Here is a 14,666-nt window from a genome sequence, read left to right on the forward strand (position 1 = left end):
TAAATTTTCAGGTCAGCAGCAATCTAAAGCTAGTTTTTATTAATATTCAAGAAACATTCAAAGATTTGATAAATCTAATTAGTTCCGTCATCCACCCAAAGGCATAGAATCACTTCAAAAAATCTATATTCTTTTGCTGATACTTCTTGCCAGGCTAAAATTCATAAACTATAAAAGTTATTTTTTGATTAACTTAATTAGTTTTCTCCTAACAGCTTCTTAGAGTCTGTTTAGATCGTGCACTTCCGTCTAAAGACGGCTGGTGTGGTTTGTGGCTTAGCTCTATGCGATTTTCGATTTGGTGCTGAGGCCAAAGGTTAGCAAAAGCTGATGGGCGAGACTAAACTAGCGCGATCGCCAAACCTAAGCCCAAAAGTTAGCCCAAAACTGGGTCCAAAACTGAGTCTAAACCTGAGCTGTTATCCCACCTACTTGATTGATTTAGGATTACGCCTTCGGAGCTTCATTTCATGGAAACATACGACGTTGTCATTATTGGTGCAGGCCACAATGGTTTGGTCTGTGCTGCTTACCTACTCAAAGCGGGCTATAGCGTTCTCCTATTGGAAAAGCGGTCTGTGCCAGGTGGCGCAGCAACCACGGAAGAAGCTTTACCTAAAGAAGCTCCTGGTTTTCAGTTCAATCTCTGCGCGATCGACCATGAATTTATCCACTTAGGTCCGGTTGTAGAGGAACTGGAACTAGAAAAATATGGCTTGGAGTACCTCTACTGCGATCCCGTCGTATTCTGTCCTCACCCTGACGGTAAGTACTTTTTAGGCCATCGCTCGGTTGAAAAGACTTGTGCAGAGATTGCTCGCTACAGTGAACGGGATGCCCAGAAGTATGCGGAGTACACAGATTTCTGGCAGCGGGTGATTGGCTCGATGGTACCGATTTTCAATGCGCCACCCAAATCCATCATTGATATCGTGGGCAACTATGACATCAAAAAGATGAAAGACCTATTTTCTGTCATTGGCTCTACCAACAAGACGCTGGACTTTATCCGCACGATGCTCACCAGCGCGGAAGACATTCTCAACGAGTGGTTTGATTCTGAGTTTTTGAAGGCTCCTCTGGCTCGATTAGCTGCCGAGTTGGGTACCCCCGTTTCCCAAAAGACTAATGCGGTAGGCGCGATCATGATGGCAATGCGCCATAACCCCGGTATGGCTCGGCCCAAAGGCGGCACTGGGGCCTTAGTCAAGGCTCTGTTGAATTTAGTGACTAGCTTGGGCGGTAAAGTCCTGACCGATCAGCATGTAGAAAAAGTCTTGATTGATGATGGGAAAGCGGTGGGCGTTCGGGTGGCGGGTGGTACCGAGTACAGAGCCACCAAAGGCGTGATTTCCAACATTGATGCGAAGCGGCTGTTCCTGCAATGTATGGATCACTCGGATGTGGATGCTGCTGATCCGGAATTACGGGAGCGTCTGGAGCGGCGGATTGTCAACAACAACGAAACTATCCTGAAGATTGACCTTGCTCTCTCGGAGCCACTACGATTCGAGCGCTATAACCATCAAGATGAATACTCGATCGGTTCGATTTTGATTGCCGATTCTGTCAGGCATGTAGAAATGGCTCACAGTGAAGCGAGCGTGGGCAATATCCCCGATTCTGACCCATCCATGTATGTGGTCATGCCCTCAATGCTAGACCCCTCACTAGCTCCTGAGGGCAAACACACAGTCTGGATCGAGTTCTTTGCCCCTTACCAAATTCATGGTGCAGAAGGCACTGGGCTACGCGGTACGGGGTGGACGGATGAGCTAAAAAATAAGGTGGCCGATCGCTGTGTGGAAAAACTGGCAGACTACTCTCCCAATCTGAAACACTCTGTCATTGCCCGTCGGGTAGAAAGCCCTGCTGAATTAGGAGAGCGATTAGGCTCTTACAAGGGCAACTACTACCACATCGACATGACCCTTGATCAAATGGTGTTCTTCCGCCCGCTTCCAGAGCTGGCAAACTACAAAACACCGATTGATGGGCTGTTCCTGACTGGAGCAGGGACGCATCCGGGTGGATCTATTTCTGGGATGCCTGGGCGTAACTGTGCCCGTGTCTTCATCCACGCTCAACAACCGTTCGCATCAGCTATCTCTGATGCGGGTAATTCTCTCAAGTCAGTCGCGAAATCAGTGTTTCGGATGTCTTAAGACCTCATCTCTCGCCCCTTCTCTCATAGGGAAGGGGAAATTTGATAGTTCAGTCTTTAAGTAGAGAAAAAGGTCGTTCCCACTACTGAGGTAGAAACTCAGTGAAGCTGGTGAACTATAAAGACGGGGCTGTGTCCCTTTGCTGAGTTGATTTGTGTTGGGTTGATGACGGAGCAAATTTTAATTTTCGGTGGCAGTGGGCGGATCGGCAGCAGTGTGGCAGCAGATATTGCGGCTCATACACAGGCCCAGATTACGATTACTGGGCGGGATGCGATCGCTGGACAAGCGGTTGGCGATCGCTTAGGTCCGCAGGTCCAGTTTCTAGCGCTTGACTTAGCAGAATCCGATAGAGTCCGAGAGGCGATCGGCCAATCCCGATTGGTCATCCACTGTGCGGGGCCTTTTCCCTATCGCGATGCCAGTGTACTCAAAACCTGTATTGAGCTGGGCGTAGATTATCTCGATGTCAGTGATCATCGCTCCTTTACCTGCAAAGCGGTGGATTACAAGGCAGAGGCCGCAGCCGCAGGCGTGACCGCGATCGTGAATACTGGAATTTTTCCAGGCATCTCCAACAGCATGGTGCGCCGGGATGTCGAGCAGTTAGACCAACCGGAGCGCATCCACTTGAGCTATGTGGTAGGTGGATCGGGAGGTGCTGGCATTACGGTGATGCGAACCACGTTTTTAGGTCTGCGCCGTCCCTTTGAGGTGTGGAGAGATCAGCAATGGCAGCAGATCAAGCCTTATAGCGATCGCGAAGCCATTCAGTTTCCAGCACCTTACGGGCGAACTGGGGTTTACTGGTTCGACATGCCCGAAGCCTTTACGCTGCCCGACACCTTCCCTGAAGTGAAAACCGTAGTGACGAAGTTTGGGACTGTTCCAGATTTTTATAACTATCTCACTTGGAGCGTTGCCCACTGGTGGCCTTCTAGCTGGTTGCGAAACTCGGCAGTGATTGAGTTTTTGTCTCAGGTCAGCCATCGCATGACCGATTTTACTGATCGCTTTAGTGGCATTGGCGTCGCGATTCGCTCTGAAGTCACGGGTCAGAAAGCAGGCGAGGCGGTTCGTTGTTGCTCTACTTTAGTTCACGAAAATACGGCGATCGCAGCAGGATACGGCACAGGGACTTTGGCGGAGTTGATGTTGGCGGGCAAGCTCAAGAAACCAGGCGTTTGGCCTGTAGAACAAGCCCTGCCCACTGACTTATTTGAGCAGATCATGGAAAGTCGGGGTCTGAAGATTCACCAGTCCTGGGAACCTATCCAATCCAATAGCCCAAAAGCATAGGGCAAGATGCTTTGTATAGCCAGAATGTTCCCTCTGACAGAAGGCAGTGCGATCGCTGGCTTGTAGGATGCCTTTCAGCCTGAGTTAATAGATTATGAGGGAATTTTAATGCCAGGAATTTTCTTGAAGTTAGGGAAAGCCCTACTGCAACAAGTCCTAGTTTTGGGATTGATCACGTTAATCAGTCTGGGTGGCTCATTAGCGTTTTTACAGCAACCTAGCTACGCTTCCGCCAGCACCAGCAACACTTTGACCCCTGAAGAGAAGATAGACCGGGCCTATAGTATCCGCGCTGGCACAGGCATCCGGGAAGAGGAATATCAACGCCGCCAACAAGAAGGCCAAGACCCAACTAAGATGAAAGATCCCTACACTAGGGAGATCAAGCCTGACCAAGAAGCCGTGCCCGAAACTAGTGGCTTAGAGAAGAAAATTGATCGTACTCGCAACCTAGTTAGCAAAGTAACGGGTCAGAAGTAATCGCGTTCATTTCCCTTTTCGGTGGTCGTTTTTCGGTTATAGGATAGCGTTTTAAGTTTAGAGGAGGTGCCTGCCAAAGGTGCCTCTTCTACATTTTGGCTACTTTTTCTAGTTTCAGGATGGCCAGTGGTAGCTTAGATACACATATTTATCAGAAGTTACCAGAGAGGCTGGAATGGATATCTCTCGTTTGTTTGTACAACTTGTCATTGCAATGGTGTGTGCTGGCGTGGGTAACATGCTGATTCCTCGCCAAATCCCCGGCAAGATCTTCGGTTTGCTCATCATCGGGCTGGCAGGGGTGTGGTTGGGTGAATGGACCACCAACCTCTTGAAGCGGCAATACAATCTCAGCTTCGGATTTTTAGAGTGGCGGATTGAAGGTGTGCCAATTATCCCTGCCATTATTGGCTCCGCGATCGTGCTCTATATCGTGACTGCCTTACTCAAATGGGGTCGTTACAATAACTAGTTGCTCTCCAAACCTTGCTCCGTTTCTGAAGCTAGTTTCTGCCCAATTCTAGGTTCGGTCCCTGCCAATAGCCGTTGAATATTAGCGCGGTGCCGCAACACCACATATAAACCACCCGCAATCGCAAACAACTGGTAAGGCAAAGGTTGGCCAAGCAGCACCATAAACACCAACACCGCGATCGCCGCTGTGATAGAGCTGAGCGAAACAATTCGCGAAACTGCCATCATCACACCAAAAACGGCGAAGGTAGACAAACCGACTTGCCAAGACAGTGCCAGCAATACCCCTAAGCCCGTCGCTACTGATTTACCACCTGTGAACTTGAGCCAGATCGATTTGCTATGTCCCAGTAGCGCCGCCAGTCCTGCTAGCGTCACCATCCAATCCAAGGCTGAGCCACCTGCAACGCTACCTGCTGCTGTTGCGAGTGCTTGGGTCAGGGCTAGGGAATACCACCAACGCACCAAGGCGATCGCGAGAACTCCTTTCAAGATATCTATGAGTAGGACCGCGATCGCTGGCCCTTTACCCAACGTGCGTAAAACGTTAGTGGCTCCTGTAGAGCCAGAACCATGCTCCCGAATATCAATGCCTTTGAGCAAACGACCTGCTAAATACCCTGGTGGAATTGACCCCAAAAGATAAGCCACCCCTAACAAAATTGCGTTCACCGCTAGCCAAAGTGCCATGCCTCTTTCCCCTCACCCGTTCAGATTGCAAACTCATTCAGTCTCTAGAAAAATCTTGGCATTTGAGGGTCCGGTGCAAAAGCCAACCACAGAGAAAACTGCAATAGAGACAAGCTAATTTGGTCTTCTGTGTCATCCACAATGATCAGCGGCAATTGATTTTCTTGGACCAAGCGATCGGCTTTTTGGATCAGCGGCTCTGGCGCTTCAAATAGCACAATGCCTTGCTCTGGGCCAAAGTCAGCACGAGAGATGCCTAAGCAATCTTGCAAACCGCGTCGCCACTCGCCCAATCGTTCCGGTGTGTTAGCCAAGATCAGAGTGCGGACGCGGTTGCCGTAGAGTCGGCGCAAAATGGAAACAATGGCAGCAGAAACCAAAATATTTTGTAAGCGGCTGCCCATTGTCCGTAGTGCTCCGCGTCCCCCTTGGGTAAAGAACCAGTTGGACACCCGCTCAGCATGGACCGGTTCAAAGGTGCGCCGCAACTGCCACGGTGGCCCATAGTAGTCGGGTGAGTTGCGATAGCGATCGAGTAAGCTGCGAATTTGCTTGGTTTGGTCTTGAAAAGATTGCTCCGCGAACTGCGGATTGGGGGCAGCTTGGCGCTCTGCTGACTTTGTTTCCGTCACCACCGCTACTGGAGCTTCTTCTGCTTCAGGTACGAGCTCCAGTTCTTCAGCTGCATTGACTAAGTCTTGCAGGCTACCCACCAAATAATCTTTGAATCCTTGCACCCGAATTGCTAGGTCTTGAGACACGCCCGCAAAGGTGGTTCGCATTTCGGTCCGAACACGCTCTTGCCGTCGCTCCAACTGCTCTACGGCAATTTGTAACGTCTGCTTGCGCTGCTCTAATTCCCGCAGCCCTTCTTGCACCAAGCGCCCCATCGTGGCCTGGGTTTCCGCTAGTTCGTCTTGCTGCTGCTTTAAGGTTGCTTGCAGAGCTTGAATTTCTTGTCGTAACGCTTGCTCTCGACGCTCCAACTCAGCCACTCTTTGGGCTGGGTCTGCGGTACCATTTGGCCCTATCTCGGCGATCGCGTCCCCAAAGTTCAACGGCTGCGAAGATAGCTTGACTTCAAAGGTGGGTTCTGGCGTTGGAAGTTCGTCTGAGTTCATAGGAAATTATCACAAACTATATTTCTTAGTTGGAATTCGCTTTGGGGCAATGTTGTTCTAAACAAGTTTGCAGCATTTTAGGGTCAAACAAGATGGGCAGAAAGTGAATACTCTTCACTTCCTTGAAGTAAAACAAAATGGGTACCTGGGGCCAAAAGATCTGCCAGTTTTGCCAATCTTGGTAAGCGAAACGGCGAATTAATGTTTCACCACGATAAATGTCTAAATCGGTAGAAGTGAAACGTAGGCGCAGTGTGACGGCTTGAAACAGCAAAAATAAGCCAAATAGCGCGATCGCCAAGCCAACCCAAACTTGAACTAGCAAAAGCGGCACCGCACCCAAAACCAGAACCACTGGCAAAACGTAGCTAGGCGATAGCTCCACGACAGAAGTGGATTGGCTGGAAGCAGGAGTGGCAGTCACAGGTGCTAACCCTCTTGTTGAGTGCACTACTATTCTAAGGGGTTGCGGCTTTACAACCCTTCCAGCACTGCACTACCTGTGCCCCGAAACAGCAGCCAGGACAGAAAAAAGTTAGAAATAAAGATTGCTAATAGCGCTGTCACTACTGCGGTAGTTGTAGATTGCCCTACTCCTTTAGCACCGCCTGTAGTAGTCAGGCCCCAACTCGTACCAATGACTGCAATCAGTGCCCCAAACACAACTGACTTAATCACAGAACTCAATAAATCGCCCACATCTAAAAAATTCCGGGCTGAGTTGAGAAAGGTAGACTGCGAGAGGTCATAGAGATTCGTCGCAATCAATAAGCCACCTGCCATGCCAGTCACAAAAGACATGAGAGTCAAAATTGGCAGCATTAAGCAGCAGGCAATCACGCGCGGAATAACTAAGTAATCAATCGGGTCAGTTTTGAGGACGTAAAGCGCATCAATCTGCTCAGTCACCTGCATCGTCCCGATTTCCGCCGCAAAGGCGGAACCCACTCGTCCTGCCAATACCACCGCAGTCAAAACTGGCGCTAGTTCGCGAGCGAGAGATAAGGCTAAGACGCCTCCGACAGCATTACTCGCTCCGAAGGTAATAAACTCACGTGCTACCTGAATCGTGAACACCATGCCGACAAAAGCGGCTGTAACGAGGGCGATCATCAGAGAATCTGGACCCGCCACTGCCATCTGATCGAGGGTGTTGCGACGGTGAATCTTACCTGCTAGGAGATGGATAAGAACTTGTCCACCTAGCAGAACCGCTGCCAGCAATCGCTGAGTCCATAAACCAAAATTGGAACCGGGTGTCGTTTCGCTCAATGGGAGGATGTAACAGGCAACAACCTTATCCAGAATAAGCCGATAGATCCTGATTCGGGTAGATCTCGAGTCGAGAACTACAGTCAGAGCGTGTTTGCTTGAAAGGTGAAACCCCACTCAATCTAATGAAGCACTGTTAAGTTTCTGAGCGATCGCCTCAATCAAATGGCGGGATCGGCCACAGTTCTTCAACAACCTTTTTAATGAAGATTTAAGATTTTTGAAATCTACTTTTAATTAGAGCGATCGCGATTATTGTAGAAACCAGTAAGTATGCTTACCCCATACTCATTGTCAGTCCCACCGGAGTATCCTTCCCTGCATGAGTATTTTAACCCCTTTTCTCCGTTCGCTACTGCTGACAAGCGTTTTGAGCTTCACTGCTCCTCTGATCTTAGTGGGAGCTATTTTAATCGGTCTCTCTTTACTAGGCTTCGTCCCCTTGTTAGAGTCGGTCGGGGCAACGGGAGTTAAGCAAGTTTTACAGTTTTTGGCTACATTCGGCAGTGGGCAGCCATTTCAAGGTCTCGTGATTATTGGCTTCGTCTGCGGTCTAGTTGGCGGCTTATTCGACACCTTTAACTTCTACCGCTACCAAAATCTCCGCAACCATTAAGCTCTGTGATGCTAGCCAGCAGAAAGCCCAACCAAATGGCTGGGCGGAACGTCACGCAAACCTAATTGCTATTTCTAGCTTCGCTTGATCTCGCTGAAGTTACGGGATTCGGCGTTGTAAGTTATCAAATCTTTTCACGGCGATCGCAACTGTATCCGTAAAAACCAAAACTGATTTTTTGGGCCGAGATGCGGCGGAAACGAACGAGATGGCTGAGCAGTCTTTATCCTGTAGATCAGTGCTGTTCGCTTCAAAGTTCATGATTCAGTTCAATCAAATTTTTCGAGTTTTGACATCGCTCGTCAAACCACGGCCGATCCCACGGTTAGGACCGCGCCAGTGGCCACAAGCGATCGCGATCGGTTTGGCTAGCCTCCTGCTGAGTTGGGCCATGCTACCTAGTGGAGCCTTTGCGGCCACCCCACAAACTGAGGCTAAGACTCCCGCACCTGCTCCTTCTATTCAGCCCTATCTGGATCGAGTCATGGATCGGGTGACTGAGTTTCGGCTTGAGAATGGCTTGAAGTTTATCGTGCTGGAGCGGCACCAAGCCCCGGTGGTTTCGTTCCTCACCTATGCCGATGTTGGAGGAGCCGACGAACCAGATGGCAAAACTGGAGTCGCCCACTTTCTCGAACATTTGGCCTTCAAAGGTACACAACGCATTGGCAGCAAGAACTATCGGGCAGAAAAAGCAGTACTCGATCGCCTAGATACCTTAGCCAAACAAATCAAGGCTGCTGAAGTTGCAAAAAATTCCGCTAAAGTGGCTCAGCTCAAGCAAGCTTTTGAGAAGGCTGAAGCTGAAGCAGTCAGCTACGTTCAGCAGAACGAGTATGGTCGGATCGTTGAGCAAGCAGGAGGCGTGGGCCTCAACGCTACTACCTCTTCAGATGCCACCCGTTACTTCTACAGTTTTCCAGCTAACAAGCTAGAACTGTGGATGTCGCTGGAGTCGGAGCGCTTTTTAGAACCCGTATTTCGTGAGTTCTACAAAGAAAAAGACGTGATTTTGGAAGAGCGGCGGATGCGGGTGGACAACTCACCCATCGGCCAAATGATCGAAACTTTTCTAGATGCTGCCTACGACAAGCACCCCTACCGTCGGCCTGTTATTGGTTACCCGGAAGATCTCAAAAACCTGACACGCCAAGATATTGCCCAATTTTTTGACACCTATTATGTCCCCAACAACCTAACCATTGCCGTGGTGGGGGACGTGAATCCGTCAGAAGTAAAACGCTTAGCCCAAACTTACTTTGGCCGCTACAAAGCTCGTTCAGCGCCACCTAAGCTAACGGTCGTGGAGCCACCCCAAACTAAAACCAAAGAAGTGACGGTGCGGCTACTCTCACAGCCTTGGTATCTAGAGGGTTATCACCAACCCGCGATGAACCATCCCGATCATGTGGTTTATCAGATGATTGGTAGCATCTTGAGTGACGGACGCACTTCGAGGCTTTACAAGTCATTGGTAGAAAAGCAGCAGATTGCGCTCTCGGCTCAAGGATTTAGCGGTTTTCCCGGTGATAAATATCCCAGCTTGATGCTGTTTTATGCCCTGACTGCCCCCAACCATACCGTTGATGAGGTGGCCACCAGCTTGCGCTCAGAAATTGAACGGCTGAAAACAGAACCCGTCTCTGCGGAAGAACTCGATCGCGTCAAAACCCAGTCACGGGCTGGCTTACTGCGATCGCTCACCTCCAACTCTGGCATGGCCAGCCTACTGTTGGAATACGAAGTCAAAACGGGTAGTTGGCGGAATTTGTTTGAAGAATTGGATGCGATCGCGGCAGTCACGCCTGCTGATATTCAACGAGTGGCCCGGGAAACCTTCCGCCCCGAAAACCGCACCATCGGACGGCTGTTACCTCAAGCTTCATAACTACCTAATGGCCGTTCTTCGTCTTATGTTCAGTTTTATTTATAGCCACAGGAGGCTCGATTGATCGTGCGGCAGTTTCAGTTGCCTAAAGGCAGCCTTGGCAGAAAATTTGTGCGTCGTTTGGCCGTAGGGTTCGCTTTCCTCACGCTGCTCCTTCTAGCATTGAGGCCTGCGCCTGCCTCAGCCCTCACCGCCAAACACTACACCGAATTAAACTTCCCTCCCCTACCAGAAGTTCAAATTCCTCAGTACAGTCGCTTTCAACTCAAAAACGGCATCATTGTGTACTTGATGGAAGACCATGAGTTGCCCCTCGTCAGCGGGACGGCTTTATTTCGCACAGGCGATCGCCTAGAACCGAGCGATAAAGTAGGTTTAGCCGGATTGACCGGGACTGTCCTTCGCACTGGAGGCACTCAACAGCATCCCGCCGATGCCCTGAACCGACGCTTAGAACAACTGGCTGCTTCTGTAGAGACAGGCATCAGCGCCGCCTCAGGCAGTGCCAGTTTTGACGCCTTGGCAGAAGACTTGGGAGAAGTATTTGGTTTATTCACTGAGGTTCTGCGTCAGCCCACCTTTGCCCAAGACAAACTAGACCTCGCTAAAACTCAAACCAGAGGCGGAATTGCTCGACGCAATGATACTCCCGACGACATCGCGGGTCGAGAGTTTGAACAGCTGCTGTATGGAGAAACCAGCCCCTACGCTCGGATTGTGGAATACGCCACCCTCGACAATATTTCGCGGGATGATGTGTTGAGCTTTTACCAAACCTACTTTCACCCCAACAACATGATTTTGGGCGTTGTCGGTGACTTTGACAGCAAACAAATGCGATCGCTGATTCAGGCCAAGTTTGGTGATTGGCAAGCTACGCAACCGATTAAGCCGACGTTACCAACGGTCACCCAAGCTAATCAGGGCGGGGTCTTCCTAGTCGATCAACCGCAATTAACCCAAAGTTATGTGCAAGTGGGGCACTTAGGCGGCCAACTCAATAGCCCTGACTATCCAGCCCTAACGGTGATGGATGGCGTGCTGAATGGCTTTGGTGGACGCTTGTTCAATCAGGTGCGATCGCGCCAGGGCTTGGCTTATTCGGTCTATTCAGCTTGGAGTGCTCGCTACGATTATCCAGGTGTATTCTTAGCAGGGGGACAAACGCGATCGGATGCCACCGTGCCCTTTATTCGGTCGGTTATGGCAGAAATTGAGCGCATTCGCACCACTCCTGTTTCCACCCAGGAACTCGCTTATGCCAAGGACTCAGTGCTCAACTCGTTTGTGTTCAACTTTCAAGACCCAGAACAAACTCTCTCGCGATTAATGCGCTATGAGTACTACGGCTACCCAGCAGACTTTATCTTCCGCTATCAGCGCGGGGTGGAAGCAACCACCAGTTCTGATGTGCAGCGAGTGGCTCAAAAATATCTCAAACCAGAGAATATTGTGACGCTAGTGGTGGGTAACGCTAAAGCGATCGCGCCCCCTTTAACGAGCCTCGGCCCCAAGGTCAAAGTCACTCCCATAGACATCACTATCCCAGAACCCAAAGCTGCAAGCTAGCAGTAGCCTGTGATAGAGGTGTCGGTAGGGGTAAAGCATTCAGCCGTTGAGCTAGAAGCAAAGACCATCAACTCAAAACTGAATGCTTTACCCAGCCCAAAGGAGTTGATGAGGCACCATTGACTGCGATCGCCCTCAAAGGGTTTAGCATTTGGGGCGCTCATTCACGTTTCTGGCTCCCCAATTTGGCTCAAATGCTAAACCCCTAAAAGCTTTTATGACTTTTTCGCGCCCTAAAGATGCACCTTAGCTACGGCAAGGTCTGCCACTGGGTGTGGCATCGGGATAAAAGGTAACAATGGCATTGCGATCTTTGACAAACACGGCTTGGTAGGATTTGCCCGTAGGCTGGTCTTGAACTTGATATAAGCAGGCTCCCTGAGCGTTGCCCCGGGCTTTGAAGGCTTTCGTCGCGTCTAATAACATCTCTTGAGCATCGCTGATCAGCGGGTAGCCTTTGACCGTATCGGTCCAGGTTTGGTTGCCTCGCTTAACCACTACTCCTAAGGTATAAAGCACGCCGGGCTCTACTTCTTCGCGATTGAGGTTGTTACCTAAGCGGCCCCCTATCTTCTCGTTTTGCAATTGTAGGTAGCGACCGACAAAGTGTAGCCCACCAATTTTCTGTGGGCCTTCTAGCTCCCCGCAAAAGATGTGTTCAAACCCACCCCGATCTGACCAGGCTGCTGTGAGATCATCGAGAAATTCTGCTTGCGTGTTCCGTCCGGGTAGAAGTTCACCCCCCACAGCGGTTTGAATTTGGCGCAGCACCTCAGGATGATTAGCCATTAGCTGCTTGAAGCGGTTGGCATTGACTGTACTACCAATGGGGCCACAAGTCTGCAACACGGCTTGGTCAAAGGCGGTCAAGCTAGGTACTGGTGGCGTAATATCGGCGGGGCGACCTGCGGGAAAGCGATGTACTTCTAAGTTGTTGGATTGATCAAAGAAGGGAAGCAGGGCTGTGCTGCTAGGATTGGAGGGACGAGTTCTCGTCTCACTAGTACTGCCATTTGGGGCATTGCTATTTGGGATATTGCCGTTAGCAGCCGAACCTGCTTGGAAGGTGCCGCAGTTAGCACTAACCCAACGGCGCTCAGGATTAGCATTAGGGACTTTGATTAAGACAAATCGCCGCTCGGCGCTATTAAATCCAATTACTTGATAGCGCTGATTCTTCGCGACTCTGATATTGCCTGGGTTGGGGCCATTGATCGCTCTGGTGGCTGGGCAGGTCTGAGTGATAATTAGAGTTCCGGATTGCAGCACTTGAGCTTGGGCTGGAGCGATCGCCAGATTGCTGATAGCCAGACTCAACAAGACAGCTCCAAGCGTCAGACTAGCGGTAAAGGGAAGTTGATTGATCTGTCGTTTCATAAATAAATTTCAGTTAAGTAGACGAACACGCGCAAGAATTTTCTGCTCACTATTTTCTATCTCTCCGGTTCTTCCGGAAGCATGCTTAAACTAGCTCAAGAATTAGATGGGTTAACTCACCAGCTAGGGTGAGCAACAGGGCGATCGCTAGCCTGAGCCTGCGGCTTTACTCCCTTTAGTAGGATGAACTAAGGCCCCATCAATGCCAGGCTAAGATATGTCACACTTTGTAATATTGCGCCCTAACGTATGGCGATATTGCACCTTTTTATTTCGTGCTTTCTCCATGCTGGGCGCGACCTTGTCTCTGTGGTTATTTTGAGCGGCTACTTCCTAGGAGCATTTCCATGCAACTGCCCATAATTGGCAAAGTTGAGAAACCGACCCCCTGGATCTTGGGGCTAATTGTGGCTGGAGTGCTGGGTGTGTCCGGAACTGCATTCCTCGTGAACCGAGCCGCAGCCCCCCGAGAAGATATTTCCGAGTTGACTGTGCCTGTGCAAGCTGAAAATTTGCGGGTCCGCATTACTGCTAACGGCACGCTAGTCCCCATCCAAAGCGTCAATCTCAGCCCCAAAGCAGCCGGGATTGTCAAAGAGCTTTATGTCGAGCAAGGCGATCGTGTGGAAGCAAATGAGGTGGTTGCCCGAATGGATAGCAGCACCTTTCAAGCAGAGCTAACTCAGGCTCAGGCAAATTTATCTCAAGCTCAAGCTAACCTAGCCAAGGCTCGCGTTGGCAATACGACTGCTGCGATTGGTCAGGTACAAGCCAGCGTGGCCCAAGCCGAAGCCCAAGTGCGTGAAGCTGAAGCTCGACTAGCTCTGGCTAGCGATCGCGTCCGCCGCAACGAAAGTTTGGCCGCAGAGGGAGCCATTTCTCGCGATCGCCTAGACGAAGTGATCAGTGAAGCCGACCGAGCCAGAGCTAGTGTCGAACAAGCCCAAGCAGGCGTGCGAGAAGCTAGAAGACGTCTAGAAGATTTGCAAAACGGCTCGCGTCCAGAAGATATTGCCGTGGCCGAGGCGCGAGTCCGGGAAGCGGAAGGCCGAGTTCAAGCCGTGCAAACTCAGATCGACGATACGGCTGTGCGTGCCCCTTTCGCCGGAATCATTACACAGAAGTACGCCACAGCAGGAGCGTTTGTCACCCCTACTACCTCCGCTTCGACTAACTCCTCCGCCACCTCTACCTCCGTCGTCGCTCTCGCCAGTGGCCTAGAAGTGCTCGCTGAAGTGCCCGAAGTAGATATTAACCAAGTGTCAGAAGGTCAGGGTGTGGAGATTGTGGCCGATGCCTTTCCTGATCAAGTGTTTCAGGGCAAAGTCCGCTTGATTGCCCCTGCGGCGGTTAAGGAGCAAAACGTGACTTCTTTCCAGGTCCGGGTCGCTTTGGTGACGGGGAAAGACAAGCTGCGATCGGGCATGAATGTTGATCTCACCTTTCTAGGCAAACAGTTAGACCAAGCCTTGGTCGTTCCGACAGTCGCGATCGTGACTCAGGAAGGCCAAACGGGGGTCTTAGTGACCGATGCCAAGAATCAGCCCATCTTTAAGCCTGTCACCATTGGCCCTACGATTGGCAACCAAACTCAGGTTTTGCAAGGGTTAGAAACAGGTGAAAAAGTGTTTGTCGAGTTACCAGAAAACAAGAAGCTAGAAGACTTCACCAAAACTAAAGGCGACCAGAAAAAATAACTAATAAGAAATAACTAA

General features: G+C 50.4%; 15 protein-coding genes. 8 read left to right on the top strand and 7 right to left on the bottom strand.

Annotated features, from left to right (window positions below; genetic code table 11):
- The first annotated feature begins 470 nt into the window (after nucleotides 1-470).
- The 4 genes from crtO (at nucleotide 471) to NDA01_RS05680 (ending at nucleotide 4,416) form a co-directional block, all read left to right on the top strand.
- Nucleotides 471-2,165, top strand: a complete 1,695-nt coding sequence (gene crtO, locus NDA01_RS05665; RefSeq protein ID WP_348227179.1) for a beta-carotene ketolase CrtO — start codon at nucleotides 471-473, stop codon at nucleotides 2,163-2,165.
- A 165-nt stretch (nucleotides 2,166-2,330) separates the two neighbouring features.
- Entirely contained in the window at nucleotides 2,331-3,464 is a 1,134-nt protein-coding gene (locus NDA01_RS05670; protein WP_348227180.1) for a saccharopine dehydrogenase family protein, read from the top strand.
- 108 nt (nucleotides 3,465-3,572) lie between these two features.
- Entirely contained in the window at nucleotides 3,573-3,944 is a 372-nt protein-coding gene (locus NDA01_RS05675) for a hypothetical protein (RefSeq protein WP_190431236.1), read from the top strand.
- 175 nt (nucleotides 3,945-4,119) lie between these two features.
- A complete protein-coding gene (locus tag NDA01_RS05680) occupies nucleotides 4,120-4,416 on the top strand; it encodes a hypothetical protein (protein ID WP_190431235.1) in 297 nt (98 codons plus the stop codon).
- Here NDA01_RS05680 and plsY read toward each other — a convergent pair.
- From plsY to NDA01_RS05700, 4 genes are read right to left on the bottom strand one after another with little or no spacing between them, the layout of a single operon-like run.
- Nucleotides 4,413-5,108, bottom strand: a complete 696-nt coding sequence (gene plsY / locus NDA01_RS05685) for a glycerol-3-phosphate 1-O-acyltransferase PlsY (RefSeq protein WP_348227181.1) — start codon at nucleotides 5,106-5,108, stop codon at nucleotides 4,413-4,415. The genes NDA01_RS05680 and plsY overlap by 4 nt on opposite strands.
- Nucleotides 5,109-5,152: 44 nt before the next feature.
- Nucleotides 5,153-6,229, bottom strand: a complete 1,077-nt coding sequence (locus tag NDA01_RS05690; protein ID WP_348227182.1) for a DUF3086 domain-containing protein — start codon at nucleotides 6,227-6,229, stop codon at nucleotides 5,153-5,155.
- Between the two features lie 25 nt (nucleotides 6,230-6,254).
- Nucleotides 6,255-6,653 carry a DUF3119 family protein gene (locus NDA01_RS05695; protein WP_348227183.1) on the bottom strand — a complete coding sequence of 133 codons (399 nt, stop codon included), beginning with the start codon at nucleotides 6,651-6,653 and terminating at the stop codon, nucleotides 6,255-6,257.
- Between the two features lie 50 nt (nucleotides 6,654-6,703).
- Entirely contained in the window at nucleotides 6,704-7,501 is a 798-nt protein-coding gene (locus NDA01_RS05700; protein WP_190431231.1) for an MlaE family lipid ABC transporter permease subunit, read from the bottom strand.
- A 322-nt stretch (nucleotides 7,502-7,823) separates the two neighbouring features.
- On the opposite strand from NDA01_RS05700, the gene NDA01_RS05705 reads away from it, so the two are divergent.
- Complete coding sequence (locus tag NDA01_RS05705; RefSeq protein WP_190431230.1) at nucleotides 7,824-8,117, top strand: hypothetical protein; 294 nt, start codon at nucleotides 7,824-7,826, stop codon at nucleotides 8,115-8,117.
- A gap of 99 nt (nucleotides 8,118-8,216) precedes the next feature.
- Here NDA01_RS05705 and NDA01_RS05710 read toward each other — a convergent pair whose 3' ends face one another.
- Complete coding sequence (locus tag NDA01_RS05710; RefSeq protein ID WP_348227184.1) at nucleotides 8,217-8,378, bottom strand: hypothetical protein; 162 nt, start codon at nucleotides 8,376-8,378, stop codon at nucleotides 8,217-8,219.
- On the opposite strand from NDA01_RS05710, the gene NDA01_RS05715 reads away from it, so the two are divergent.
- Both NDA01_RS05715 and NDA01_RS05720 read left to right on the top strand, forming a co-directional pair.
- A complete protein-coding gene (locus NDA01_RS05715; protein ID WP_348227185.1) occupies nucleotides 8,377-10,005 on the top strand; it encodes a M16 family metallopeptidase in 1,629 nt (542 codons plus the stop codon). The genes NDA01_RS05710 and NDA01_RS05715 overlap by 2 nt on opposite strands.
- A 66-nt stretch (nucleotides 10,006-10,071) precedes the next feature.
- Nucleotides 10,072-11,574, top strand: coding sequence for a M16 family metallopeptidase (locus NDA01_RS05720; protein WP_431193325.1), 1,503 nt, complete (start codon nucleotides 10,072-10,074; stop codon nucleotides 11,572-11,574).
- Here the strand turns inward: NDA01_RS05720 and NDA01_RS05725 are convergent.
- Complete coding sequence (locus NDA01_RS05725) at nucleotides 11,571-11,738, bottom strand: hypothetical protein (RefSeq protein WP_348227186.1); 168 nt, start codon at nucleotides 11,736-11,738, stop codon at nucleotides 11,571-11,573. The genes NDA01_RS05720 and NDA01_RS05725 overlap by 4 nt on opposite strands.
- A gap of 82 nt (nucleotides 11,739-11,820) precedes the next feature.
- Complete coding sequence (locus NDA01_RS05730; RefSeq protein ID WP_348227187.1) at nucleotides 11,821-12,951, bottom strand: EndoU domain-containing protein; 1,131 nt, start codon at nucleotides 12,949-12,951, stop codon at nucleotides 11,821-11,823.
- A gap of 347 nt (nucleotides 12,952-13,298) precedes the next feature.
- Here NDA01_RS05730 and NDA01_RS05735 point away from each other — a divergent pair, with 347 nt between their 5' ends.
- Complete coding sequence (locus NDA01_RS05735; RefSeq protein WP_348227188.1) at nucleotides 13,299-14,648, top strand: efflux RND transporter periplasmic adaptor subunit; 1,350 nt, start codon at nucleotides 13,299-13,301, stop codon at nucleotides 14,646-14,648.
- Nucleotides 14,649-14,666 lie beyond the last annotated feature (18 nt).

This window comes from Trichocoleus desertorum AS-A10, assembly GCF_039962155.1.
GTDB lineage: Bacteria > Cyanobacteriota > Cyanobacteriia > FACHB-46 > FACHB-46 > Trichocoleus.

What these genes read in the sequence shown, in the direction of transcription:
- crtO (WP_348227179.1), top strand. Translation starts at nt 471, where the DNA reads ATGGAAACATACGACGTTGTCATTATTGGTGCAGGCCACAATGGTTTG.
- NDA01_RS05670 (WP_348227180.1), top strand. Translation starts at nt 2,331, where the DNA reads ATGACGGAGCAAATTTTAATTTTCGGTGGCAGTGGGCGGATCGGCAGC.
- NDA01_RS05675 (WP_190431236.1), top strand. Translation starts at nt 3,573, where the DNA reads ATGCCAGGAATTTTCTTGAAGTTAGGGAAAGCCCTACTGCAACAAGTC.
- NDA01_RS05680 (WP_190431235.1), top strand. Translation starts at nt 4,120, where the DNA reads ATGGATATCTCTCGTTTGTTTGTACAACTTGTCATTGCAATGGTGTGT.
- plsY (WP_348227181.1), bottom strand. Translation starts at nt 5,108, where the DNA reads ATGGCACTTTGGCTAGCGGTGAACGCAATTTTGTTAGGGGTGGCTTAT.
- NDA01_RS05690 (WP_348227182.1), bottom strand. Translation starts at nt 6,229, where the DNA reads ATGAACTCAGACGAACTTCCAACGCCAGAACCCACCTTTGAAGTCAAG.
- NDA01_RS05705 (WP_190431230.1), top strand. Translation starts at nt 7,824, where the DNA reads ATGAGTATTTTAACCCCTTTTCTCCGTTCGCTACTGCTGACAAGCGTT.
- NDA01_RS05715 (WP_348227185.1), top strand. Translation starts at nt 8,377, where the DNA reads ATGATTCAGTTCAATCAAATTTTTCGAGTTTTGACATCGCTCGTCAAA.
- NDA01_RS05710 (WP_348227184.1), bottom strand. Translation starts at nt 8,378, where the DNA reads ATGAACTTTGAAGCGAACAGCACTGATCTACAGGATAAAGACTGCTCA.
- NDA01_RS05725 (WP_348227186.1), bottom strand. Translation starts at nt 11,738, where the DNA reads ATGAGCGCCCCAAATGCTAAACCCTTTGAGGGCGATCGCAGTCAATGG.
- NDA01_RS05730 (WP_348227187.1), bottom strand. Translation starts at nt 12,951, where the DNA reads ATGAAACGACAGATCAATCAACTTCCCTTTACCGCTAGTCTGACGCTT.
- NDA01_RS05735 (WP_348227188.1), top strand. Translation starts at nt 13,299, where the DNA reads ATGCAACTGCCCATAATTGGCAAAGTTGAGAAACCGACCCCCTGGATC.